This window comes from Bradyrhizobium sp. USDA 3256 (assembly GCF_054058275.1).
This window is the reverse complement of sequence record NZ_JBSSAE010000002.1, coordinates 8,682,415-8,704,851: the sequence shown is the minus strand read 5'-3', so window position 1 is coordinate 8,704,851 and position 22,437 is coordinate 8,682,415. Positions and strand designations below refer to the sequence as shown.

Genomic DNA, 22,437 nt, shown 5'->3' with positions numbered 1-22,437 from the left:
CCGGGACCCATTCGCCGAGGCCCATCCATGACGCGCTGGGGCCAGTTGCCTTCGTAACGACAACGCCCTGTGGTTATGGGTCCCGGCGTTCGCCGGGACGACGGTTGGGCATTCGCTTGAACTTGACGCTCTTGCCGTCGGCCTGGCGGGTGGCGATGTAGCCGGCCTCGAGGCAGGCCTCGCGCTGCGGCATCCTCTCCTGCGGGCTGCGCAACGTCTCCCACCACGAGGCCCGGTGCGCGGCGCGCGGCAGTGCCGCATCGATGATCGCCTCGATCTCCTCGAAGGTCAGCACGAATTCAGGCAGATGCTGCTTCTTCAGATAATCCCGCAATGCGTCGTAGTCGTTCACAACGTCCTCGATGACAAAAGTCCGGCAACCACCCGTTAACCCATTCGGCGGCCGCTGTCGCCATTTAAGGCGACAACAAGATTTCCCGTTGCATGACGGCGCATTGGAGCGGGACATGTCATTTCGACGGGGAAACGACGCAAGGCGGCGCTGGCGGCTATCGGCAAAGCTGCTGATCGCGGCGTCGGTTGCGACCGTCCTCGGCTTTTCCGCGGTCTGCGCCGGCGTGATGTTCGACATGCGCCGCGGCGAGGAGCAACTGGCCCGCCGCACCCTGGAGAATCTGGCGTCGGGCATCGAGGCCGATATCAGCCGCAACATCGAGCTCTACGACCTGTCGCTGCGCGCGGTCGCCAGCAATCTCGAGATGCCGGAGATCCGCAATATCAGCAAGGAACTGCGCCAGCTGATCCTGTTCGATCACGCCGCGACCGCAAAACATTTCGGTGCGATCCAGGTGTTCGACACCAAGGGCAATTTGACCATCGACGCGGCGAGCCTCGATCCGCGGCCGGAGAACCGCAGCGACGAGGAGTATTTCACGGTCCAGCGCGACAATCCCGATGCCGGCCTTTACATCAGCCGGCCGATGCTGCATCGCGGCGCCTACGCCATCGTGCTGAGCCGGCGCATCGTCGACGACGAGGGCCGCTTCCTCGGCGTCGTGGTCGGCTCGATCCGCTTCAGCTATTTCCACGATCTGTTCGGGCGGCTGAACCTCATGCCGGGCGACACCATCACCGTGTTGCGCAACGACCGCACCATCATCATGCGGACGCCGTTCGATCTCGATGTGATCGGCAAGAACCTCGCGGAGCAGCTGGACTGGAAGGCCGAGAACCTGAAGGCGGGCCGCGCCTTCTCAGGCAAGGGCCCGGTCGACGACATACCGCGGCTCTATGTCAGGCGCAGCAGCTCCGGGCCGCTTTACGTGGTGGTCGGCAAGCCGCTCGAAGCCGTTTTCAACCTCTGGCGCACCGAGGCCATTCGCATCGGCGCGATCATGGCGTTTCTGATCCTGTTCGTGCTCAGCGCAACGCTGGTGCTCGCCCGCGAGATCGTCCGCCGCGCCGACGCCGAGGACAAGCTCGAGGAGATGGCGACCACCGACGCCCTCACCGGCCTGAAGAATCGGCGCAAGTTCGACGGCGAGATCGAGCGCGAATGGCGCCGTGCCGGCCGTTACGGCCAGCCGGTCGCGCTCTTGATGATCGATGCCGATCATTTCAAGGCCTACAACGACACCTATGGGCATCAGGCCGGCGACCAGGTGCTGGTCGGGATCGCGATCTGCATTTCGGATGCGGTGCGCCGCGCCGGCGATTGCCCGGCGCGCTTCGGCGGCGAGGAATTCGCCGTGCTGCTGCCCAACATGACCGCGCTCGAGGCCTTCAACCTGGCCGAGACCATCCGCCACAAGGTCCAGCAATGGTGCGCGGGCGAACTGATCACAACAGTCAGCATCGGCGTCGCCAGCATGCGGCCGACCGCGGGCCAGCAATGGTCCGATCTGATCGAGGCCGCCGACAAGGCGCTCTACGCCGCCAAGGCCAACGGCCGCAACCAGTCGGTGCTCGCAACCGTGCCGAAGATCGCGCTGGTGGCGTGAGGGGCCAAGCGGCTGCAAAATGCCGGGCTTCACGCGCAATAGAGTTGAACGCGGAGCTCTCTCCACATCGTCGTCCCTGCGAAAGCAGGGACCCATAATCACATGGCTTCGTTGTCGAAACGAGCTGTGGCTCCAGCGTTACGCAGCAGCAAGCATCGGTGGTTATGGGTCCCGGGTCGCGCTGCGCTTGCCCGGGACGACACTGAGTTTGTTGCAGCGGCGAGACTGATACACACGCACACCGCCTCAGCCCCGCCGCTTCTTCTTTGGCTTCTTGCCGAACTTCGGCTTCGCCGACACGTCCGGCCACTGCGTGTGTCCGGCGTGGCTGGACTTGCCTGGATGCTTCTTTTTCTTTCCGAACCGCGGCTCGTCGCCGGATTTCGGCCTGAAGCCTTTTCCGTCCCGATCGGATCGGAACGAGTCCCTGGATTCCTTTTTTGAAGCGTGTTCCTGACGCGAACCGCTCGCGCCTTCGCTCGAAAATGCTCTGGCGTCGCGGTCCGGCGTGCCGCGCCGCTTTCCTGCACCCTCGGCGCGCGGCGCGCTGTATGCGACGCCGTCGTCGTCGCGCCAGGGCTTGCGCGCCGGCTTCTCGCGCACCTCTCCCTGCGGCGCGCCCGCCAGCGGCTCGATGCGGATGCTGTCTTCCTTGTCCGGACGCTTGATCTTGACCGCGAAGGAATCCGCGACCCGCGCGGCGATCTCGAACTCGGTGGTCGTATCCATGATCTTGATCGCGCCGATGTCGCGCTTGTCGATGCCGCCACGGCGGCAAATCATCGGCAGCAGCCAGCGGGCCTCGGCATTCTTCCGGCGTCCGATCGCGGCGCGGAACCAGACGGTCGCCTCCTCCATGCCATGACGCGCGGATGACTTGCCGGTCTTCGATCGCGGCCCGGCGGCACGATCATCGCGGCGCGAGGCGCGCTCACCGCGGCGATCGTCGCGGTCCCGACCGCGTCCCTCGCCGGGATCGAGAATGTCTTCGGGCGCAGGCAGCCGCGCGCGGTAGAGCCGGGCGAGCGCTGCGGCAATCGCATCGGGCGCGCGTTCGGCGAGCAAAGCCTGCGCCAGCGCCAGATCGTCTGATGTCGCCTCTTCGGAGAACACTGCATCCTGCAGCAGGCGATCATGGTCGAGCTTGCGGATCTCCTCCGCCTGCGGCGCGGAGCCCCAGACCACATCGATGCCGGCGAGATCGAGCAGCAATTCGGCGCGCCGCCGCCGTGCCGGGGGCACCAGCAGGATGCTGACGCCCTTGCGGCCGGCGCGGCCGGTGCGGCCCGAGCGATGTTGCATGACCTCCGGGTCTTTCGGCAGATCCGCGTGAATGACGAGATCGAGGCTCGGCAGGTCGATGCCGCGCGCCGCGACGTCGGTCGCGACGCAAACCCGCGACCGTCCGTCGCGCAACGCCTGCAGCGCCTGGGTCCGCTCGTTCTGGGTCATTTCGCCCGACAGCGCGGCGACGGAGAATCCGCGCTCGAGCAGCGCCGCCTGCAAATGCCGGACGGCTTCTCGGGTGTTGCAAAACACCAGCGCGCTCGGCGCCTCATGGAAACGCAGCACGTTGACGACGGCGTGCTCGACATCGTCGGCGGCTACCCGGATGGCGCGATACTCGATATCGGCATGGCCGCCTTCGTCACCCGCGACCTCGATCCGGAACGCCTGCTCCTGATACTGCCTGGCAAGCGCGACGATGCCGCGCGGAAACGTCGCCGAGAACAGCAGGGTGCGGCGGGTGTCCGGCGTGGTCTCGAGGATGAATTCCATATCCTCGCGGAAACCGAGATTGAGCATTTCATCGGCCTCGTCGAGCACGACGACCTTGAGTTCCGAAATGTCGAGACGGCCGCGCCGCAAATGGTCGCACAACCGGCCGGGCGTCCCGACCACGATGTGGGCGCCCTCGGCAAGCTCGCGCTGCTCGCGGCGCGGATCCATGCCGCCGACGCAGGAGACGACGCGGCCGTCGGCGTGTTCATAAAGCCAAGCAAGCTCGCGCTGGACCTGCAGGGCGAGCTCGCGGGTCGGCGCGACGATCAGAGCCAGCGGGGCGGCGGCCGGCTCGAACCGCTCGGCGCCGTCGAGCAGGTCCTTTGCCATCGCCAGGCCGTAGGCAACGGTCTTGCCCGAGCCGGTCTGGGCCGAAACCAGGAGGTCACGGTCGACGGCGTCGGCCGCGAGCACGGCGAGCTGCACAGGGGTCGGTTGATCGTAGTTGCGCTCAGCCAAGGCGCGGGCGAGCGGCGAACTTGTGGTCGGAAAGGGCACGAGATGGGAAACCTTGACTGGTCCGGGCGCAGAACGTCGAGCGGGACGACCTGGAGCTGCGTACCCGGCAAGCGGCACAGCCGCATGACGATTTGGGGTGCTTTACGCCAAGAAGCGCCAAATCGCCATGCCCCATCGCAGAAAAGCTGGTGCGCGGATCAGGCGGGCTGCCCGATCGGGGCCGTAGGGCCGGTCAGCGCGATGGCGGGTGACGGCTTCGCCTGATCCGCAAGACCGTCCGATCGGCGAGAGCCGCCGCTACTTGCCGCCTTGGCGCATCTGAGAGGTCAAGAGGAACGAGAACGGGACAAGCACCGTCGCGGAACTCCCGGATGCGGCATCACTTCGCCTTGAGTGCCTTCTCGTGGCTCTCGAGCGCCGCTGTCATCAGCATCGGCAATTGCGCGGCATAGACCTCGATGAAGGTGGCATCGCCGCAGGCCTCCGGCTCGCGCGCGGCCTGCTCGGCGATGCGCGCGGCCCTGGCTTCGCATTTCGCGAACATGTGCCAGAACCAGTCCGCGTTCTTGCCGAGTGCCGGCTTGTTCTTCTTGATGACGGCGGCACCGACCGCGCTCATCGCGCTGACGACGCCGGCGCCCAGCGTGCTGATGGCACGCGCGTTGAGGATGTCCTCGCGCCCTTGCGCGGTGGCGTTGGTCGCGGTCGCTCGTCCCTTGGCCGGCATGCTGTGAGCTCCTTCGATCCCTGCGGCGGATGCAGCATCGGCCGCGGAAGTTGAGGAAAGCTCAAGGGGCATGGTTGAAAACCGCTATGGATTTCATTCCGGTTTTATGCGCTTCCGAGCGATCGGACCTGGAGGGGCGTTTTGCCCTCTCCTCCGCACGGGAATCCGTCAGGTGCCGTTACCCTTTGGCGCCGTAGCGGCGGATCAGCTGATCGGCGACATCGTCGAGATCATTGCCGACGACCTGCGGCTGCGGGCCGACGCCGAGGACATCGTTGCCGGGACGCCTGATCAGCGCGGCCTCCCAGCCGGCCGCGACCGCGCCCAGCGTGTCCCAGGTGTGGCAGGCGATCAGGCAGAACTCCGAGGGCTTTGCCCCGAGCTCCTTCTCGACATAGCCATAGGCCTGGCGTGACGGCTTGTGGTGCTTGACGCCGTCGGCGGAGAAGCGCCGCTCGAACAGATCGACGATGCCGCCATGGGTCAGCTGCCGGGTCTGTACTTCGAGCAGATTGTCGGTCAGCGCGAACAGACGGAAACCCGCGGCGCGCAGCTTGCGCAGCGCGCCGGGCACTTCGCCGTGCGGCGGCATGGTGGAGAATTTCTCGGTCAGCTCCTGCTTGTCGGCATCGTCGATCCTGATGCCGCGGGTGTCGGCCAGCATCTTCATGACCGCGGCGCCGATATCGGTGAACGGCACGTAGCACCCCGCGACGGTAAGCGAGGCCGAGTACATGATGAAGTTGGCGAACCACAGCCGCATCGCGCTCTTGTCGTTGAAGATGCGCGCGAACACCGGCTCCATGGTCTCGAGGTCGAGCAGGGTTTCGTTGACGTCAAGCACGATCAGGGGAAGTGCCGCCATTTTGTTGGCCTCCGTTGGTTGGTCTTTTTGCTGGTCTCAGCCCCTTTCCTTCATCCGGCTGCGGTGCGCGGCCTGCTTGGCGCGGTTGCCGCAGATCGCCATGCTGCACCATCGGCGCGCACGCGCCCGCGTGTGGTCGGCGAACATCAGCGTGCAGGCCGGGCCCTCGCACGCCTTGATGTCGGAAAAGCTTTCCTCGCAGACGACCCTGGCCATCGTTTCCCCGATCGGCAGCAGCAATGTTTCGGCCGAGCGCCAGCGCCGCGTCCGCTCCAGCGCGAAACCGTCATGGCCGTCATCGCCGTCCCTGTGGCGATGCGCCACGATCTTGCTGAACGCCTGATCGCTTTCCAGCAGCCGGTTCAGCGGCTCGAGCTCCTTGAGCGCGCGAGGCGCCAGCGGCCGGCCCATATGCTTGCGCACGAAGCCGCGGAACCATTCGCGCAGATCGCGGGCCTGACCGGCGACATCGTCGAGCTCGCCAGGCGTCGCGTGCGCCTTGATCTCGTCGAGCACATCGGGCGGCACCAGCTGCGCCTGCGCGAGCCAGCGCAACAGGCCGTCGCCGTCGCCGATCCAGTCGACCGGCGTATCGACCGGGGTCGCGATCGAATTGATGAAATCGAGGCCCAGGCTGTCTGCGATGAACATCGCGGGCGGATGGGATTGCACGGTGACGCCCTCCTGGCGGCTTCCTCAGTCGCGCCAGTAGTAACCTGATAAAATCCATTTGACAAGTTACGCACATTGGATCACAAGCGTAGTAACCTATCCAAATGCATTTTAGCGGTTACAGCCGGAATCGGCCTGAAACGAGGGAGCGGATAATGTCGAACAAGGATGTCAGGGTGGTGCTTGCGCATGGCGCGTGGGCCGATGGCTCGAGCTGGGCGCGGGTGATCACGGCGCTCGATGCAGAGGGCATCATGGCGGTGGCGGCGCCGCTGCCCCTCACCTCGCTCGCCGACGACGTCGCGGCGCTGAATAGCACCCTGGACCGCGTCGCGGGCCCGGTGGTGCTGGTTGGTCATGCCTATGCCGGCGCCGTGATTGCCGAGACCCGCTCGCCGCGCGTCAAGGCGCTGGTCTATGTCGCGGCGCTGGCGCCGGATGAAGGCGAGACGGTCGCCGACGTATTCTACCGCCGGCCGCCGCATCCGTTCGCGCCGAAGCTCGCGCCCGACGCCAATGGCCTGATCTGGCTGCCGGAGCCCGCTTTCGCAGCGGCGTTCGCGCAAGGCGCGCGGTCCGAGGACCTCGCGGTGCTCGCCGCGGTGCAGCGGCCGATCTCGCCGGCCTGCATCACCGTGCCGGTCGGTCGCCCGCTGTGGAAGGACGTCCCGAGCTGGTTTCTGGTCGCCGAGGACGACCGGATGATCGCACCCGAGACTCAGCGCGGCATGGCGGCGCGGATGCAGGCGACCGTGCGTTCACATCCCGTCGATCACGCCCCCATCGTCACCGCGCCGAAGCTCGTCACCGACATCATCCGGGAAGCGGTCGAGAACGTTACAGAGCACTGACCTCTTCCCACGATTTCGGACAGGAGAGCTGCCATGCAGGAGAAACGTCTCTCGGCCGACCGGCTCGGCGCGTTTTCCGATGCGGTGATCGCCGTCATCATTACGGTGATGGTGCTGGAGCTGAAGCCGCCGGAGGGCTCGCGATTCGCCGACCTGTTGCCGCTGTGGCCGACCGCAATCAGCTACGCCGCAAGCTATCTGTTCATCGCGGTGATCTGGGTCAATCATCACCATCTGCTGCATCTGGTGCGGCAGCCGACGCCGCGGCTGATCTGGCTGAACTTCGTGCATCTGTTCGCGGTCTCGCTGCTGCCGTTTGCCACCGCGTGGGTCGCGCGATCGCACATGGCCGCCGCGCCGGTAGTGGTCTATGCGGTGATCTTCCTCTTGATCGACCTCGCCTACCTCGCCTTCGAGCGGGCCGTGCTGGCGCAGGCGGACCAGAGCCTGATCTCCGAGCGTGTGCGGACATGGACGCAGCGCCGCACCTTGCTCGCCGTGCTGGTGTTCGCGGCCGGCGCCGCCATCGCCCCGTTCATGCCGCTGCTGGGCTTTGCCACCGTGTGCTGCGCCCTGCTGCTCTATCTGCGTCCCGAAGCGATCAGCGGGCTCGCGAAGCAAATCAGATCCTAAGTCCCGGAACTCACCAACGCACGATCACAAGGAGTGACAGATGTCTCAGGTCAAATACCGCACCGTCGATGTCGATGGCTTTAACATCTTCTATCGCGAAGCCGGTTCGCCCGGCGCGCCAAAGCTGCTGCTGCTGCACGGCTTCCCGAGTGCGGGTCACATGTTCCGCGATCTGATCCCGCAGCTCGCGGACAAATTCCACATCGTGGCGCCGGATTTGCCCGGCTTCGGCCAGTCGGACATGCCGCCGCGCGACAAGTTCAACTACACCTTCGACAGCATCGCCGGCGTCATCGATCGCTTTACCGAGGTGATCGGCTTCGATCGCTTCGCGGTCTATGTGTTCGATTATGGCGCGCCGACCGGCTTCCGCATCGCGGTCAAGCATCCGGAGCGGATCACGGCGATCATCTCACAGAACGGCAACGCCTATGAGGAAGGCCTCAGCGACGGCTGGACGCCGATCAAGGCCTATTGGCAGGACCCCTCGCCGGCGAACCGCGACGCCTTGCGTGCGTTCCTGACGCCGGATACCACGCGCTGGCAGTACACCCACGGCACATCAAATCCGCAAACGGTGTCGCCGGACGGGCAGAACCTCGATAACTACTACATGGCGCGGCCCGGCGCGCACGACGTGCAGCTCGATCTGTTCGGCGACTACAAGAGCAACGTCGCGCTCTACCCGGCCTTCCAGACTTACTTCCGTACCCACCAGCCGCCGTTCCTCGCGGTGTGGGGCAAGAACGACCCGTTCTTCCTGCCGCCGGGCGCCGAGGCGTTCAAGCGCGACAATCCAAAAGCCGTCGTCAAATTCCTCGACACCGGCCACTTCGCGCTGGAGACGCATGCCGCCGAGATCGCGCAAGCCATTCGCGAGTTCCTGAGCCGCTGACTCGAGCGCGCCGATCCATCGGGGAATGCACATGACCACATCCGTCGCCATCGTGACCGGCGCCAGCTCCGGCATCGGACACGCCACCGCGCTGCGGCTCGCGCGGGATTTTTCCGCCATCGTCCTCGTCGCGCGCAGCGGCGAGAGGCTGCGCGAGGCAGCTCAGGAGATCGAAAGTCGCGGCAGCACTCCGTTGGTGCTCGAGCTCGATCTTGCCGCGCCTGATGCCGCTGACGAAATCGTCAAGGCCACGCTGGATCGCTTCGGCCGCATCGACACGCTGGTCAATGTCGCCGGCGCAGTGGCGGGGCTCGATTTGTTCGAGCTGACCGATGCGCAATGGGACGCCGGCCTCGCGCTCAAGTTTCACGGCGCCAGGCGGCTGACGATCCGCGCCTGGAACGCGCTGAAAGCGTCGCGAGGCGCCGTCATCTTCACGTCAGGCAATGCCGCCATGCTGCCCCGCACCGGCGCCGCCGCAGTAGGCACGATCAACGCTGCGATCGAGGCACTTGCAAAAGCCTTCGCCGAACGCGGCATCGACGACGGCGTGCAGGTGAACTGCGTGTCGCCGGGCGCCGTGATGACCGGACGCCGCCTTGCGATGCTGGAGAAGGCCGCGGCGGCCAGGCAGGTCGATATCGACACCGCCAAGGCCGGCTTCCTCAGGCAGGCCGGCATCAGGCGGTTCGGCGCGCCGGAGGAGATCGCCGACCTCGTCGCCTATGCCGTGTCGCCGCCGGCGCGCTGGATGACCGGCGCCGTGCTGCGCATGGATGGCGGCGAGTTCAGGACGGTGTGAGGTCGCCCGAGCTGGTGTCGATGCGCGCCGTCATCACTTCGCCCCCTGCGCGGGTACATACTTACGGTAAGTCGAGGCTAACGGTTAGCTCCAAATGAAACGGCGCTGCTCCGATCGAAGCCGCGCCGTTCAAGTCGTCTTGCCGCAAGTGCAGGCGCTTAAGCGCCCGTCACGCGCCAGATCACGTTGCCGACGTCGTCGGCCACCAGCAGCGAGCCGTCGGGGCCGAGCGCGACGCCGACCGGGCGGCCGTACGACACCTTCTCGTCGGGCGCGAGGAAGCCGGAGAGGATGTCGCGCGGCGGCCCTGCGGGACGGCCGTCCGCGAACGGCACGAACACCACCTTGTAGCCTGACAGCGTCGAGCGATTCCACGAGCCGTGCTGGCCGATCACCATGCCGTCGGGGAATCCCGGCAGCGTGCCCTGCGGCATCCAGCACAGGCCGAGCGAGGCGGTGTGGCCGCCGAGCGCGTAGTCCGGCTGGATCGCCTTGGCGACCATCGCCGGATCCTGCGGCACGCGGTCGTCGACCGTCTTGCCCCAGTAGCAATAGGGCCAGCCGTAGAAGCCGCCGTCGCGTACCGACGTCAGATAGTCCGGCGGCGTCTCGTCGCCGAGGCCGTCGCGTTCGTTGACGACGGTCCACAACACATTGGTGGTCGGCTCCCACGCGATGCCCACCGGATTGCGCAGGCCGCCGGCGAAGATGCGGCTGGTGCCACCTGCGAGATCGAGCTCGTAGATCGCGGCGCGGCCTTCCTCGACCTTCATGCCGTTCTCGGCGATGTTGCTGAGCGAGCCGACACCGGCATAAAGCTTCTTGCCGTCGGCGCTCGGCAGCAGGCTGCGCGTCCAGTGCCCGTCGGGCTTGAAGCTGACGAGCTTGCGTCCCGGCGCGGTGATGCGATCGGCGCCCGCGGTGTAGGGAAACGCCACCACGCCGTCGGTGTTGCCGACATAGAAGGTGTCGCCGACCAGCGCCATGCCGAACGGCTGGCTCAACCCCTCCATGAAGGCGCCGCGACTTTCGGCGACGCCGTCGCCATCGCGGTCGCGCAGCAGCGTGATGCGATTGGCGCTGACGCCGAGCGCCGCGGCGCGCCGCATCGTCGCCTGCATCGCGTAGTGGAAGACGCTGCGCGGCTTTCCTGCGATCTGCGTCGCCTCCGCGATCAGCACGTCGCCGTTGGGCAGCACGTTGATCCAGCGCGGATGATCGAGCCCGGCCGCAAAGGCGTTGACCTTGAGCCCGGGCGCGGCGACCGGCTTCTGGTCCCTGTCCCAGCCCCGCGCCGTTGGCATCTTGAGCGTCGGGATCGCGCCCTGCGGTTTGGCCTGCGGGATTTCTGGCGCGCTACCCCAGGCCGGCGCGGGCTGCGCGCCCTGCATCCGCCGCCACGCCAAGGCGCCGGCCCCGATCGCCGCGACGACGCGGGCAAAAACTCCAGACGTGCTCATGAACTTCCCCTGTATTTGCGCGGTGTTAGCGCGCCTTGCCGGCCGGCCGCGGCCCCAGCAGCATTCGCATAATGCGGGCCCTGATGACAGTAGTTATACGACCTTCGCAGCCGCGCACGAATCGGGGAAACTGGCTGCACGCTCCCTTGTCAGGGCGCTTTCCTCCCTGAGACCTTGCCCGCCGCAGTGGCGGGCTTCCTTTTACGAATCGCCCCGGGTTTTCGAGGCGCCGCTCGCGCATTCGCCGTTATAGCCATATAAGCATAACGGGCCGGCGACGGATGCATCCTGCCCGGCAGTGCCCTCCCGGAGCACAAGCCCCTTCACAAGAACCTGATCCCACGCTCGCGCAGATTTGCCTTTGCGAGATGCATGGCAGATCAGGAACGCCGCTCCATGGCGGTCGTTGGTCGGGACACCAGCAAGGAGAGTGTGAATGCAACGAAAGACCAAGATATTGTCCCTCGCCGCGGCGTCCCTGATCGCAACAACGGCAGGCGCGTTCGCACAAGGCTATTATCCTTACGGGAACCCTGGACCGAGATACTATGGCGGCCCCCGCTATCAGGCCGTGCAGCCTGACGTGATGTACTCTCCGGCGGAGCCAGGCTGGTACGGTTCATTCAACGGCACCAACCACCCGACGCCGAGCTCGACCCAGGGCGACGTAGGTCCTGAAGGGAACAACAACGGTACGCTGACCGGCGTGTACAGGCGCTGGTAGGCCCGCGAAATTGAGGCCCGTCGCTCGCTTGAGCGACGGGCTTTTTTGCTGTTCCACGCTCACTTGTGCAAAACGTGAGTACGTGAGGTTCGACTTTTCCGCTGAGGCGTTACTTCACCATCGCGCCGTAGACGATGTCCTGCACATTCTCGCGATAATATTTGCGCAGCTCGCCCGGCGCCGCGGTTCCCACAACGACGACAAGGCGCTCCTTCGGATCGCAGAAGAATTGCGTGCCGTACGCGCCGTTCCAGGTGAACTCGCCGGGATTGCCCGGCACCGACGCCAGCCCCTCGCCGGTTCGCACTGCGACCGACAGCCCGAAGCCGAAGCCGCCGCGATGCGGTTCGACCGCCGCGACGTTGTTCTTGATCTCTGGCCCGAGATGGTTCGACGTCATGTGATGCACCGTCTTGGGGCTGAGGATGCGCTTGCCGTCGAGTTCGCCGCCATTGAGCAGCATCTGCCCGAAGCGCAGATAGTCGCCGACGGTCGCGAACGAGCAGGCGCCACCGCAATCGAACCTGGTCGGCGTATCGAGCAGCTTGATGGCTTGCGGCTTGCCGGTGAGCGGATCGTTGGGGAACGGGCGCGCCAGCCGCGCGCGCTGCGCATCGGCCGGGTGGAACGTCGCATCCTTCATGCCGAGCGGCTTCCAGACATTGGCCGCGAGATAATCGCCAAGCCGCTGGCCGGAGACCTTCTCGACCACGGCGCCGAGCACGTCGATCGAGAAGCCATATTCGAACTCGGTGCCGGGCTGGTGCACCAGAGGCAGCTGGGTGATGCGGTCGATGAAGGCCGCCGTGTCGCCCTCGACCGCCGGCGCCGTGCCGTCGGGATAGAGCCGCGCCAGCGCGCTCGAACTGTCGGGCCGGCCGCCATACATCAGGCCGGAGGTGTGGCGATAGAGATCGTGGATGAAGATCGGCTGCGCCTGCGGCTCCATCTTCAGCGAGCCGTCCGCTTGCTGCACGCCGACCTTCATGTCGGCGAACGCCGGATAGAACTTGGCGACCTTGGCCTGCAGCGGCAGCTTGCCCTGCTCCATCAGCGTCAGGCCTGCAACCGCCGCCATCGGCTTGGTCATCGACGCCAGCGCGAACACCGCATCGATCGGCATCGGCGTGCCCTTCACCGGATCGAGCTGGCCATACGCCTTGTAATACACGAGCTTGCCGTCGCGCGCGATCGCCACCACGGCGCCGGGCACGCGCTTGGCCGCGATCTCGCGCGCGAAGAAGTCGTCGAGCCGCGCCAGCCCCCGCTCCGAGAAACCGACCTGGTGCGCCGACGTTTCCGGGAGCGGCGCGGCGCGGGCGATGCTGAAAGCAAAGCTAGTGGCGGCGGCAGCCGCGGCAATGACGATTTTTCTCATTGTTTCCTCACCGGGGACCGCGGGCGATTTGTTATGGCGTTCGTTGCCCGCAGCTCGCAGGATTAGATCACGCCGGCAAGGGCGACAAGACTTCGCGGCGCGCGGCCGCGTCACGCAGGTGCATGCCTTGCCGGGCGAGGAACGGCTCGACCTCGTGCTCGAACGTCTTCAGCGCGGCGCCGATCGCCTGGTGCATGTCGAGATATTTGTAGGAGCCGAGCCGGCCGCCGAAAATGACATTCGGCCGCGACGCCGTCATGGCACGGTAGGAGGCGAGCATGGCGCGGTCGGCGGCGGTGTTGATCGGATAATACGGCTCGTCGCTGCGGCCCGCGAAGCGGGAATATTCGCGGTAGATCGTCGTCCGGCCTTGCGCATGCGCGCGCTCCGGATGGAGATGCCTGAATTCGTGGACGCGGGTGAACGGCACCTCGGCGTCGGCATAGTTGATGACCGCGGCGCCCTGGTAGTCGGCGACATCGTGGACCTCGCGCGCGAAGTCGACGGTACGCCAGCCGAGATGGCCGCAGGCATAGCCGAAGAAGCGGTCGATCGGACCGGTATAGACCACGAGCTGCCGCGGATTGATGCGGTCGGCGACGTCGAAATAGTCGACACCGAGGTGGACCGCGATCCTGGGATGACCGAGCATTCCGCGGAAGATCGCGGTGTAGCCGTCGAGCGGCATGCCCTCATAGCGATCGGCGAAGTAGCGATCGTCGAAGGTGAAGCGGACCGGCAGGCGGCCGATGATGTCGGCCGAAAGCTCACGCGGATCGGTCTGCCATTGCTTCTGCGTATAGCCGCGGATCAAGAGATCGTAGAGCGTGCGGCCGACCGAGGCGATTGCCTTGTCCTCAAGATTGCCGATCCCTGCGGCGCCGTGCGCGGCCGCCTCCGCCGCGATCACGGCGCGGGCCTCGTCCGGCGACATGACGCGCCCGAACGCAGCGCACACGGTCGCAAGGTTGATCGGCATCGAATAGACGCGGCCGTTCGCCACCGTGAAGACGCGATGGCGGTAGCCGGTGAACTCGGTGAAGCGGTGCAGATAGCGCCAGACGGTCTCGGAATTGGTATGGAAGATATGCGTGCCGTAGCGATGCACCTCGACGCCGCTGTCGGGATCGAGCTCCGAATAGGCGTTGCCGCCGATATGCGGACGGCGGTCGAGCACGCAGACGGAGCGGCCGAGCCTGCTCGCCACCTGCTCGGCGATCACAGCGCCGAAGAAGCCGGCGCCCACCACAACGACGTCGAAGCCATCAAGCTGCATGCGCTCTCGCCCCTCATGTCGGATCGCGACGGCGCCCGACGGAGCTTCAACGTGACGACACGGCCGTTTCCGGCGAAATAAATCCGCCCGTCAGGATTATTCCGAGCCCGGAACGGCCGGCTCGGCCGTTCAACTGACAGCATGCAAGGCGACGGAAATGCCCGCGCGAGCAGCCACACCATCAAGCGCGGAGGTCCCATGTCCGTGATCTGCGTCCTGTATTCCAGCAACACCACCTATGACTCGCTGCGCGGCATCCTGGCGATGGCGGCGGCGGAGCTCGACCGGCTCGGGCACGAGGTCAAGATGCTCGATCTGCTGGCGCCGGATTTCTCGGCCCGGCTCAACGCCCTGCTGCCGCGGCGCGCCGAGACCATGGCGCTCGGCTTCTCCGGCATCGGACTCGATATCCACACCAAGGACGGCAGATTGTTCTGGGACGTCGCCCAGATTCCCGTCTTCACCTGGTTCTGCGATCACCCCTGCTATTTCGCCAGGCGTCACGGGCTCGAGAGCCGCTACACCGCGCATGGTTACGTGTTTCCGGACCATGCCGCATTCAACCGCGATCATCTGGGAGCCAACGGCGCCGTGTTCGCGACTCATATGGGTATCCCCGATCCCGGCTTCTTCGGCAGCCTGCCGCCGGAGAAGCGCAACGGCCGGCTGATCTTCGCCAAATCCGGCTGGAATCCGGTGGCACTCGAGCGCGGCTGGCGCAAGACGATGCCGCCAAAGCTGTTCGCGCTGCTGTTCGACGCGATCGCCGAGGCGCGCGGCAAGACCTGTGGCGCGTTTCCGAAGATCATCGTCGACGTCGCCGAGCAGCATCTGGTCTATCTGAAGCCCGGCGGCGAGCTGTTCAACGTGATCCTGACCCGGCTCGACAACTACACGAGGGGCATGCGCACCCGCGAGGTGGGCGCGGTGCTCGCCGACTATCCGGTCGACTTCGTCGGCGGCGGCTGGAGCGATCTCGACGTCAGCGGGCGTCCGGCCCGCGTGCTCGGCGCGATGACCTTCGATGCGATGCGCGAAGGCCTCGGCAGCTACCTTGCCGCGGTCTCGCTCAACCCCAATATCGACTTGTCGGTGCATGACCGGGTGTTCTTCGCGCTCGGCGCCGGCACCGTGCCGGTGTTCGACGCCAACCGCTTCTCGGCTGCGGAGATGCCGCATCTCGCCCGCTTCAGCTTCGGCCAGGACACGACCAGCATCGCCGCCGCCGTCGAGGTCGTGCTGGCCGATCCGTCAGCGGCGCAGGCGGCGGCCGCGACCACCTTGCGCGAGCTTTATCCGCGCTTCTCGATGCAGCGGTCGGTGCAGGACATCCACGAGATCACGATGTCGATCGCGGGCGCCGCCGGCGCCAGTATGTTGCCGGCCGAGCCGGTGCCGGCCGGCGTCTGGACGCCGAAGCAGGCGGCCTGATCGCGCTCCATTTCCGTGGCCGCGTCGCGCCCGCTACGCTACCATGCACCCGTCACCTCCGATCGGGGCCAGCATGAATCGCCGCGCGTTTGTTTCGGGACTGGCCGTTGCCGCGACGTTGGCGGGCTTCGCCGCGCCGGCTGCGTCCGACGGCAAGCGGTTGGCGCTGGTGATCGGCAACGGCGCCTACAAAAGCGTGCCGGCGCTGTCCAATCCACCGAATGATGCCGGCGATATCGCCGCCGCGCTGCAGCGCCTCGGCTTTGCCGTGACGCTCATCACCAATGCAGGCTTCGACGAGATGCGGCGCGGGCTGATCGCATTCGGGCGCAATGCCGCCGGCGCCGTCATGGCGGCGGTGTACTTCGCCGGCCACGGCATGGAGATCAACGGCGACAACTGGCTGATCCCGGTTGATGCCGAGCTGAAGCGCGATACTGACGCCGCCAATGAAGCGATCAGCCTGCAAAGCGTGATGCTGCAGGTCTCGAACACCGGAAGTCTCGGCCTCGTCATCCTCGATGCCTGCCGCAACAATCCGTTCGCGGCGAAGATGAGCCGCTCGCTCGCCACCCGCGCCACTGCCGGCAGCGGGCTCGGCCGCATCGAGCCGGTCGGCAATGTGCTGGTCGGCAATGTGCTGGTCGGCAATGTGCTGGTCGCCTATGCCGCGCGCGACGGCGGCTCCTACGAGGTCCGTGGCACCATTGCCGTGATCAACGGCAAGCTCGGCACCGGCTATTGGAAACGCAGCGTGGAGTGAGTGGGCGCGGCGCGACTGTGCAGCCGCAAGCCTCACCCCTTTCATAAGTCCAGTTCACCCGTCGCCGGATAGACCACTGTGCCGTCGCCCTGGACGACGGCGCCTTCGGTGAGGCGGGCAGGCTCGAGGCGGCCCTCCCCCATGATGTGGAGGACGGTCTCGCCGGACGCGATGAGATAGTCGGCGACGATGCGGCGGTGGCAGCGCCACCACACCGCTTCCGAGCACATCATCGCGCAGCGTTGCCGGTGCCCTTCCTCGCGCAGATGCTGGAGCGCCGCGTGAAACTGCGGCGACCACGCATAGTCGGCGTAGTTGTGAAAACTCTCGTTGCTCCAGAACCCGTTGATGGACGGCGGCACAGTTCGCGCCTTGCCGCGGAGCCCGCCGAGATCGGCCAGATGCTCATACGAAATGCCCGCGGCCTGAAGCGGCTTGGGCAGCGTATCCTTGTTGAACTGCGGATTGGTGCGCGACCGCGGTACCGTTCGGATGTCAACGATACGCTCGATATTGGCCGCGCCGAGGAGAGCGATGAAATCCTCGAGGCTGCGGGTGGAATGACCGATCGTGAAGAACGGAAGTGCCACGTCTTTGCTAGGCATGATGCAGCGCGCTGCCCTTGTGGGCCGCGACGTGATCGGTCTTGTCGCTCTTGATCTCGTATTGCGGATCGGCCTCCGAGGCGCGGTGGGTGTGCCCCTTGTAGTCGAAATCGCTGGTGTGGACCGCGATGATGGTGCCGGAGACGCGGCCGGCCTCGGAATTCCAGCTGACGTGATCGCCGACCTTGAATTTCCCGGCCATGTTCGAAGCCTCCTTCAGGCGCGGAATTGCTCGTACGAAGCGCCACCGCACGTGAGCAAGTTATATGGCTCAACGCACAAGCGGAACGGAAGATTCGGTCAGATTTCCTCGTCACATTGACCGATCCGGTCCGAGATCAACGACATTCGCCGACCATCGGTCGAGCGAGCTGCGTTGGTGTGGCATCCTTGCCTGACGCTTTTCACGGTGCGAGTATCTTGCGTGGATCCGCGCAATCAAGTTGCCGCCCTGCTCGGATATTCTCCTTGAAGGGCCGCCGCGGAGCCAATGCCGACATTGGTCACGATTGCCCTCGCTTGCAACATCGACATGCTAAGAGGGTGAATGCGATCGACGGGGTAGTACCTGACATTGCCGACGAGCGGCGTGGGCGCCTGCGGGACGAAGACAACCGCCCAATCGTTTCCGAGTGTCTCGAGGAGATACCCGAGCTGCCAGCCGCCGTCGACGTTCACCAGCACTGGCTTGAACTCGTCGCTGGCGCTTTCAGCCTGAGCAAGGCCTTGAGCCATGCTCTTAACCATCTGGTACTGCGGAAGACCGCCAAGAAACGATTTTTCGACCCATGCGCTAATCCGAGAACCAGCTTTGGTTCGCGCGACGATGCCGGCGAGGAACGATACCAGGATCAGCAAGACCACGGCCACGACTGTAACAATTCCAATGCCTGCAACTTTTCCGATCTGATCGAAATGAAGAGCGTGAGAGACCGGAAGGGCGGCCTTTACTGCCACACGCATCGCGTGGCCAAGAATCGCCAGCACAAGAGCGACGGGCAGGAGAAACAGTGCGCCTCCAATCAACGTCGTTTTCAAGAACTCTTTCATTGCCATGGCCCATCCATTTGCAGACACCAATTGAACCAGGCCTTTCGCCAACCACGACCGCAACCTCAGAATCTCGGCCGCTGCCCCTTGATCACGTGAACGGGCAATGCGGCGAGACACCCTCGTCTCGTCGCACCAGTTGCCTCCGGGAGCTGCTGATCATTTCTCGTTCTTGAAGAGAACGTCGATGGCTTGGATCACCTTGAGCTCCGGGTGGGCCTTGCAATACACGATGACTTCGTGCTCGCCAGATTTGGTTCGCGTAATATGGGCAAAATGCTTCTTCGCGAGGCCGTTGTACCAGCCACTGTACCAAACTGCGAGAAAGTCGGCGTCCTCCTGATAAGTGTTGGCGAGTTGCGCGCAGGTCAAAGCCTGAACATCAATGAACCCTTTCGAATCCATGTAGGTCGAGAGCGGGACCTGGGCATGAACAGAAGCAATCGAGATGACGAGTGCGCCGAGACCAAGCCCAATCCGGCTCGCGATGGATTTGCATTTCATGATCTAGTCTCCTCTTGATTTTGGTTCGCCACCCAAGCCGGCGAACACCTAGAACACGCCTCGCCGCGCTAAGGCGCGACGCAATAGTCCCAGTATCCCTGGCTCATCCCGGAATCGGACCAGAACCAGCACATGTTTGTCGCCGGCGGCGCGGGCGCCACACCGACTGTCGTCGCCGCGATGACGGTGCCAAGCGCAATTCCGCCGACGATCGTCCCGTAATACGGGCGCGGAGCCCATCCGCGAACGCGGCGCGCCACGACGGTCGTACGCCTGTTGATATTGACGTTGACGTCCTTGCGCACATTGACGTTGCTGCGCTTCACATTGGCCGCCCGGTGGTTGACGCTGGTGTTGCGTTTCACATTGCCTGCGCTGCGCGGCTTGGCATTCGGATGCGGGCGAGCGCCGGCCGCATGGGCACCGCCCCGCGATGGACAGACGAGAAGTCGGTCGGCATTGCTGCTTCGTTCCGTGCCATGGCTGTTCCCGAAAGCGAACAGCAGAGAAACGGAATGGCCAAGCACGATCCTGCAAGAGATGTCTTCACCGCACCGGACTTGTTCGTCTCCATGTCTTCGACCCCCGTGGTTGAACCGCAATACCGATCATTTCTGTGATGGGTCGGCCGTTGCGCTCGCCGGAGCGGGCGAACGAAGCGACTCGTAGGAAATGTAGTACTTGTAGATTTTACCAACGTATTGGACCGTCTCCCGCCCGACGATAGCGGCCGCACCGTTCTCGACGTTGCCGAACCGGACGGTCGGATCCAGGCCGTGCTTGCTCGCGTAATCGCGGAAGCGCTTGAGATTTCCCGGACCTGCATTGTACGCAGCCAAGGCCATGAAGACACGCTCGCGCGGATCGATGACCGAAGCGTCGACATACGTGTCCGCCAGGTAACGTAGATACTTGGAGCCCGCGTGGATGTTGGTGTCGGCGCTGGCCGTGACGCCGGCGATCTCGATCGGCTTCCCTTTTGCCGTGCTGGGCTTGATCTGCATGATGCCGGTGGCGCCGGACGCATTGTGGCAGGCCTGGTCGAGCTCTGACTCCTGATAGCCCTGTGCAGCGAGCAGCACGGGGTCGATAGAGTATTGCACCCCGTACCTTTCGAAAGATCCGCGCAGCGCCTTGAACTTCTCCGCCTCGGTATGCGCGAGGGCGTTCTTCAACGGCTTCGCCGTCTTGAAATAGCGTGCGCGCAGGTCGTTGCCGAATTCGGTTCCGATTTTGTGAGTATTGACGAATTCAGCGAGCTCCCTCCTAAGCGCCGGACTGTCCTTCCGGATCGCCCAGGCGATGTCGCCGCCTTCGTTGAACGAGATATCGTCGCGTACCGTCAGCCCCTTCACGAGGCCCGCCCACGCCTGCGCCTTGAAGCGGTCGATGACGGCCCAGGGTAACAGGCCGGTGCTCACCATCTCCAACAAGTCCTCGTCCTCGAGGTTCTTGTCGGCGGGCTGGACGATGATGGACTCCAGCCCCCTGGCTTTCCGATCTGCATTGATCGCGAGCAAATGCTCGAAGTAGCTGCTCGACTCCCTGACGTGGATCGTCTTTCCACCGAGGTCGTTCAGCGAACTGACGCTCGGGGCCGCAGATCCCGTCACGAGCACCTCGCGAACACCGGATGCCCAGGGATCTGCGAAGTCGACCAGCTTGCTTCGTTCCGGCGTGACGGTAAGCAGACCGGCGGCGATGTCGCCTTTACCGGCTGTCAGATCGCTCAGCAGCCTGTCTCGCGGCGTCGGGACGAAGCCGACATAAATCCTTTCTTTCTTCTTCCCGTATCGCTTGTTCAACCAGCTTTCGAACTCCGCGCCCAGTTCTGCCTCGAAGCCGAGCGTCTCCCCCTTGTCGATGAAGAATGATGTCCTGTCCGTCGGCAAAAGGATACGCACCATCTTGCGCTTCAGCATGCCGTCGAAGTCGCCCTGCCAGACCTTTAGCGCAGGAAGTGCGAGCACCCTGGGATCTGCGACCGCGGGACCGTTTGCGGCACCGACCGTCACGATGATAGAGAGGGATACCGCAAGCCGGCGAGTAAATCGATGTATCAAGTAAGATTTCATTTGATCCAAGCCATCATCGCAAAGTGTGATTTGAAGCCTGAAGTACTACGTCGTGATCCGGCGGTGCCGGCCGCCAGAAACCAAGAATTTCCTTTCTATCGTCCTTCGCGCGGCCTGGTGTGGCCGAGCGCGGTCTGTGATGATCACGCCACTCAGCGCCGGCGGCCACCTCCGTGGAAGCCGCCTCCGCGGAAGCCCCCGCCAGCACGCATGCCGCCGCCACCGCCGCGATGGAAACCACCGACGCCGGCCCGCATGCCGCCACCGCGGATCGCGGCCGGCCGGCCGCCACCGGCGCGTCCGCCGGCGCGCGTGTGCGTGACGCTTCTGTGCGAGATCGCAGCGCGATTGCCCGCGCGCGTATGGGCGCGGGTGACGTTCCGGCTGCTGGCCCTGCGGGATACGCTTGCACCGCGATTGCCGGCGCGTTGCGAGACCGCGGTCTTGGCCCGGCCGGCACCCGCATTCGAGACCCTGCCGCCGGGAGCACCGGTGCGATTGCGCAGCGCCTCGCGCGCGGCGGGGGTATTGCCGCTGCCGAACCGCCTCGCCACGCCGGCATCGCGATAGGCGACACCGCCGCGATGCGCCGGATTGTGGGCCCAATTGGTGTTTCTGATGTTGGTGCGGTTGAACTGGTTATAGCGGTTGACGTTGACATAGACGCTGCGGCCCCACCAGTTGCAGCCGCCCCAGATCGCAGCGCCGACGGCCACGCTGGCGGTGAAGCCGATCACGCCCGCGGCGACATAGCCCGGCGGAGACCAATAGAACGGCTGGTAGTCGGGATAATCCCAGGCCCCGTAGACGACACCGGGATCGTAGACCGGGACGTAATACTGGTCGGGATCGACCGGCTCGATCGAGATCGCCTGCTGCATGCCGGAGGGCGCGGTCACGCCGGCGGGAGGCGCGCTCCTCGTCACCTTCTGCTGCGGCGTCGACTTGAGATTGCCCGCGGCCTCGGCGCGCTGGCGCAGGGTCTGCACGGCGCTCATCACGTCCTGCTCCTGCGCGAGGAAGGCGTCGCCAAGCTGCCGGGTCCAGTCGAGCTTGTCGTTCATCATCTGGAGGACTTGCGGCACCGCCGCGAGGGCCTTGACGCTCGGATCCCACGACTGCTTCTGCATGGCGTCTTCGAGCGCCTTGCCGGTGACGGTCTTGTTGTCTTGCGACCAGCGCGCCGCCTCGACGACTTCCAACGGATAGGTCGACGCCATCAGGATCTGCGACAGCAGCGCGTCCGGATAAAGCGCGATCGGCGCGACCAGTTGCTCGATCTGTCCCTCCGGAAGCTTGCTGGCTGGCAGGGCCGGTGCCGGCGCGGCGGCCTGGTCCTGTGCCGGCTTCTGGTCCGCGGGTGCCTGCGCGTATGCCGGGCCCCCGAGCATCAGGCCAACCGCCAGCGCTGCGCTCGCGAAGGTAAGCCGACGCGTTCCCGGAAGAAGTCTTGTCATGATGCCTCCTCGTTCTTCGTCTCGCTTGCGTCACCGGCGGCGCTGGCGTGCTCCGCGGCGCCGGGCG

General features: G+C 65.2%; 24 protein-coding genes. 9 read left to right on the top strand and 15 right to left on the bottom strand.

Annotated features, from left to right (window positions below; all coding sequences use genetic code 11):
* Positions 1-73: 73 nt before the first annotated feature.
* Positions 74-352 carry a DUF7662 domain-containing protein gene (locus ACVWY5_RS42890; protein ID WP_028333678.1) on the bottom strand — a complete coding sequence of 93 codons (279 nt, stop codon included), beginning with the start codon at positions 350-352 and terminating at the stop codon, positions 74-76.
* Positions 353-467: 115 nt separating this feature from the next.
* Here ACVWY5_RS42890 and ACVWY5_RS42885 point away from each other — a divergent pair, with 115 nt between their 5' ends.
* Positions 468-1,961 (top strand): GGDEF domain-containing protein, encoded by a 1,494-nt coding sequence (locus ACVWY5_RS42885; RefSeq protein ID WP_028333679.1) that lies wholly within the window; start codon positions 468-470, stop codon positions 1,959-1,961.
* 246 nt (positions 1,962-2,207) lie between these two features.
* Here ACVWY5_RS42885 and ACVWY5_RS42880 read toward each other — a convergent pair whose 3' ends face one another.
* The 4 genes from ACVWY5_RS42880 to ACVWY5_RS42865 all read right to left on the bottom strand — a co-directional run bounded on the left by ACVWY5_RS42880 (position 2,208) and on the right by ACVWY5_RS42865 (position 6,445).
* Entirely contained in the window at positions 2,208-4,241 is a 2,034-nt protein-coding gene (locus ACVWY5_RS42880) for a DEAD/DEAH box helicase (protein ID WP_028333680.1), read from the bottom strand.
* A 340-nt stretch (positions 4,242-4,581) separates the two neighbouring features.
* Positions 4,582-4,929, bottom strand: coding sequence for a hypothetical protein (locus ACVWY5_RS42875; protein ID WP_028333681.1), 348 nt, complete (start codon positions 4,927-4,929; stop codon positions 4,582-4,584).
* Between the two features lie 178 nt (positions 4,930-5,107).
* Positions 5,108-5,794, bottom strand: a complete 687-nt coding sequence (locus tag ACVWY5_RS42870) for a haloacid dehalogenase type II (protein WP_028333682.1) — start codon at positions 5,792-5,794, stop codon at positions 5,108-5,110.
* A gap of 36 nt (positions 5,795-5,830) precedes the next feature.
* Complete coding sequence (locus ACVWY5_RS42865) at positions 5,831-6,445, bottom strand: CGNR zinc finger domain-containing protein (protein WP_038377385.1); 615 nt, start codon at positions 6,443-6,445, stop codon at positions 5,831-5,833.
* A gap of 176 nt (positions 6,446-6,621) precedes the next feature.
* On the opposite strand from ACVWY5_RS42865, the gene ACVWY5_RS42860 reads away from it, so the two are divergent.
* From ACVWY5_RS42860 to ACVWY5_RS42845, 4 genes are read left to right on the top strand one after another with little or no spacing between them, the layout of a single operon-like run.
* Complete coding sequence (locus ACVWY5_RS42860; protein WP_028333684.1) at positions 6,622-7,317, top strand: alpha/beta hydrolase; 696 nt, start codon at positions 6,622-6,624, stop codon at positions 7,315-7,317.
* 33 nt (positions 7,318-7,350) lie between these two features.
* Entirely contained in the window at positions 7,351-7,950 is a 600-nt protein-coding gene (locus tag ACVWY5_RS42855) for a TMEM175 family protein (protein ID WP_028333685.1), read from the top strand.
* Positions 7,951-7,990: 40 nt separating this feature from the next.
* Positions 7,991-8,845 (top strand): alpha/beta hydrolase, encoded by an 855-nt coding sequence (locus tag ACVWY5_RS42850; protein ID WP_028333686.1) that lies wholly within the window; start codon positions 7,991-7,993, stop codon positions 8,843-8,845.
* Between the two features lie 31 nt (positions 8,846-8,876).
* On the top strand, positions 8,877-9,647 hold the full coding sequence (locus ACVWY5_RS42845) for an SDR family oxidoreductase (protein WP_028333687.1): 771 nt from the start codon (positions 8,877-8,879) through the stop codon (positions 9,645-9,647).
* A 158-nt stretch (positions 9,648-9,805) separates the two neighbouring features.
* Here ACVWY5_RS42845 and ACVWY5_RS42840 read toward each other — a convergent pair whose 3' ends face one another.
* A complete protein-coding gene (locus ACVWY5_RS42840; protein ID WP_028333688.1) occupies positions 9,806-11,107 on the bottom strand; it encodes a PQQ-dependent sugar dehydrogenase in 1,302 nt (433 codons plus the stop codon).
* A 436-nt stretch (positions 11,108-11,543) separates the two neighbouring features.
* Here ACVWY5_RS42840 and ACVWY5_RS42835 point away from each other — a divergent pair, with 436 nt between their 5' ends.
* Complete coding sequence (locus ACVWY5_RS42835) at positions 11,544-11,831, top strand: hypothetical protein (RefSeq protein WP_075969423.1); 288 nt, start codon at positions 11,544-11,546, stop codon at positions 11,829-11,831.
* A 109-nt stretch (positions 11,832-11,940) separates the two neighbouring features.
* Here the strand turns inward: ACVWY5_RS42835 and ACVWY5_RS42830 are convergent, their stop codons facing one another.
* Positions 11,941-13,209 (bottom strand): serine hydrolase domain-containing protein, encoded by a 1,269-nt coding sequence (locus ACVWY5_RS42830; RefSeq protein WP_028333689.1) that lies wholly within the window; start codon positions 13,207-13,209, stop codon positions 11,941-11,943.
* A 67-nt stretch (positions 13,210-13,276) separates the two neighbouring features.
* Positions 13,277-14,485, bottom strand: coding sequence for a UDP-galactopyranose mutase (gene glf / locus ACVWY5_RS42825; protein ID WP_028333690.1), 1,209 nt, complete (start codon positions 14,483-14,485; stop codon positions 13,277-13,279).
* Between the two features lie 198 nt (positions 14,486-14,683).
* On the opposite strand from glf, the gene ACVWY5_RS42820 reads away from it, so the two are divergent.
* Together ACVWY5_RS42820 and ACVWY5_RS42815 are read left to right on the top strand one after the other, a co-directional pair.
* On the top strand, positions 14,684-15,916 hold the full coding sequence (locus tag ACVWY5_RS42820) for a hypothetical protein (RefSeq protein WP_321176737.1): 1,233 nt from the start codon (positions 14,684-14,686) through the stop codon (positions 15,914-15,916).
* 73 nt (positions 15,917-15,989) lie between these two features.
* Positions 15,990-16,679, top strand: coding sequence for a caspase family protein (locus ACVWY5_RS42815; protein ID WP_028333692.1), 690 nt, complete (start codon positions 15,990-15,992; stop codon positions 16,677-16,679).
* Between the two features lie 41 nt (positions 16,680-16,720).
* Here the strand turns inward: ACVWY5_RS42815 and ACVWY5_RS42810 are convergent, their stop codons facing one another.
* The 5 genes from ACVWY5_RS42810 to ACVWY5_RS42790 all read right to left on the bottom strand — a co-directional run bounded on the left by ACVWY5_RS42810 (position 16,721) and on the right by ACVWY5_RS42790 (position 19,203).
* Positions 16,721-17,284 carry a DUF488 domain-containing protein gene (locus ACVWY5_RS42810; RefSeq protein ID WP_080667047.1) on the bottom strand — a complete coding sequence of 188 codons (564 nt, stop codon included), beginning with the start codon at positions 17,282-17,284 and terminating at the stop codon, positions 16,721-16,723.
* Positions 17,277-17,486: a hypervirulence associated TUDOR domain-containing protein gene (locus ACVWY5_RS42805; RefSeq protein ID WP_028333694.1), complete on the bottom strand. Its 210-nt coding sequence runs from the start codon at positions 17,484-17,486 to the stop codon at positions 17,277-17,279. The genes ACVWY5_RS42810 and ACVWY5_RS42805 overlap by 8 nt, the downstream gene beginning before the upstream one ends.
* A 236-nt stretch (positions 17,487-17,722) precedes the next feature.
* Positions 17,723-18,340: a DUF502 domain-containing protein gene (locus tag ACVWY5_RS42800; RefSeq protein WP_028333695.1), complete on the bottom strand. Its 618-nt coding sequence runs from the start codon at positions 18,338-18,340 to the stop codon at positions 17,723-17,725.
* 153 nt (positions 18,341-18,493) lie between these two features.
* Positions 18,494-18,838 (bottom strand): HdeA/HdeB family chaperone, encoded by a 345-nt coding sequence (locus ACVWY5_RS42795; RefSeq protein WP_038377387.1) that lies wholly within the window; start codon positions 18,836-18,838, stop codon positions 18,494-18,496.
* Between the two features lie 68 nt (positions 18,839-18,906).
* A complete protein-coding gene (locus ACVWY5_RS42790; protein ID WP_321176736.1) occupies positions 18,907-19,203 on the bottom strand; it encodes a hypothetical protein in 297 nt (98 codons plus the stop codon).
* 51 nt (positions 19,204-19,254) lie between these two features.
* Between ACVWY5_RS42790 and ACVWY5_RS42785 the strand changes: the two genes are divergently transcribed.
* Positions 19,255-19,458, top strand: a complete 204-nt coding sequence (locus tag ACVWY5_RS42785) for a hypothetical protein (protein WP_321176735.1) — start codon at positions 19,255-19,257, stop codon at positions 19,456-19,458.
* Here the strand turns inward: ACVWY5_RS42785 and ACVWY5_RS42780 are convergent.
* Together ACVWY5_RS42780 and ACVWY5_RS42775 are read right to left on the bottom strand one after the other, a co-directional pair.
* Complete coding sequence (locus ACVWY5_RS42780) at positions 19,447-20,913, bottom strand: lytic transglycosylase F (protein WP_028333697.1); 1,467 nt, start codon at positions 20,911-20,913, stop codon at positions 19,447-19,449. The two genes, ACVWY5_RS42785 and ACVWY5_RS42780, sit on opposite strands and share 12 nt — an antisense overlap.
* A 152-nt stretch (positions 20,914-21,065) precedes the next feature.
* On the bottom strand, positions 21,066-22,370 hold the full coding sequence (locus ACVWY5_RS42775; RefSeq protein ID WP_038377389.1) for a DUF3300 domain-containing protein: 1,305 nt from the start codon (positions 22,368-22,370) through the stop codon (positions 21,066-21,068).
* Between the last annotated feature and the right edge of the window lie 67 nt (positions 22,371-22,437).

Coding starts and splice junctions, on each gene's coding strand:
- ACVWY5_RS42855 (WP_028333685.1), top strand. CDS start 7,351: ATGCAGGAGAAACGTCTCTCGGCCGACCGGCTCGGCGCGTTTTCCGAT.
- ACVWY5_RS42815 (WP_028333692.1), top strand. CDS start 15,990: ATGAATCGCCGCGCGTTTGTTTCGGGACTGGCCGTTGCCGCGACGTTG.
- ACVWY5_RS42845 (WP_028333687.1), top strand. CDS start 8,877: ATGACCACATCCGTCGCCATCGTGACCGGCGCCAGCTCCGGCATCGGA.
- ACVWY5_RS42850 (WP_028333686.1), top strand. CDS start 7,991: ATGTCTCAGGTCAAATACCGCACCGTCGATGTCGATGGCTTTAACATC.
- ACVWY5_RS42785 (WP_321176735.1), top strand. CDS start 19,255: ATGGGCACCGCCCCGCGATGGACAGACGAGAAGTCGGTCGGCATTGCT.
- ACVWY5_RS42800 (WP_028333695.1), bottom strand. CDS start 18,340: ATGGCAATGAAAGAGTTCTTGAAAACGACGTTGATTGGAGGCGCACTG.
- ACVWY5_RS42835 (WP_075969423.1), top strand. CDS start 11,544: ATGCAACGAAAGACCAAGATATTGTCCCTCGCCGCGGCGTCCCTGATC.
- ACVWY5_RS42830 (WP_028333689.1), bottom strand. CDS start 13,209: ATGAGAAAAATCGTCATTGCCGCGGCTGCCGCCGCCACTAGCTTTGCT.
- ACVWY5_RS42780 (WP_028333697.1), bottom strand. CDS start 20,913: ATGAAATCTTACTTGATACATCGATTTACTCGCCGGCTTGCGGTATCC.
- ACVWY5_RS42805 (WP_028333694.1), bottom strand. CDS start 17,486: ATGGCCGGGAAATTCAAGGTCGGCGATCACGTCAGCTGGAATTCCGAG.
- ACVWY5_RS42810 (WP_080667047.1), bottom strand. CDS start 17,284: ATGCCTAGCAAAGACGTGGCACTTCCGTTCTTCACGATCGGTCATTCC.
- ACVWY5_RS42840 (WP_028333688.1), bottom strand. CDS start 11,107: ATGAGCACGTCTGGAGTTTTTGCCCGCGTCGTCGCGGCGATCGGGGCC.
- ACVWY5_RS42870 (WP_028333682.1), bottom strand. CDS start 5,794: ATGGCGGCACTTCCCCTGATCGTGCTTGACGTCAACGAAACCCTGCTC.
- glf (WP_028333690.1), bottom strand. CDS start 14,485: ATGCAGCTTGATGGCTTCGACGTCGTTGTGGTGGGCGCCGGCTTCTTC.
- ACVWY5_RS42865 (WP_038377385.1), bottom strand. CDS start 6,445: ATGTTCATCGCAGACAGCCTGGGCCTCGATTTCATCAATTCGATCGCG.
- ACVWY5_RS42875 (WP_028333681.1), bottom strand. CDS start 4,929: ATGCCGGCCAAGGGACGAGCGACCGCGACCAACGCCACCGCGCAAGGG.
- ACVWY5_RS42775 (WP_038377389.1), bottom strand. CDS start 22,370: ATGACAAGACTTCTTCCGGGAACGCGTCGGCTTACCTTCGCGAGCGCA.
- ACVWY5_RS42795 (WP_038377387.1), bottom strand. CDS start 18,838: ATGAAATGCAAATCCATCGCGAGCCGGATTGGGCTTGGTCTCGGCGCA.
- ACVWY5_RS42820 (WP_321176737.1), top strand. CDS start 14,684: ATGTCCGTGATCTGCGTCCTGTATTCCAGCAACACCACCTATGACTCG.
- ACVWY5_RS42860 (WP_028333684.1), top strand. CDS start 6,622: ATGTCGAACAAGGATGTCAGGGTGGTGCTTGCGCATGGCGCGTGGGCC.
- ACVWY5_RS42885 (WP_028333679.1), top strand. CDS start 468: ATGTCATTTCGACGGGGAAACGACGCAAGGCGGCGCTGGCGGCTATCG.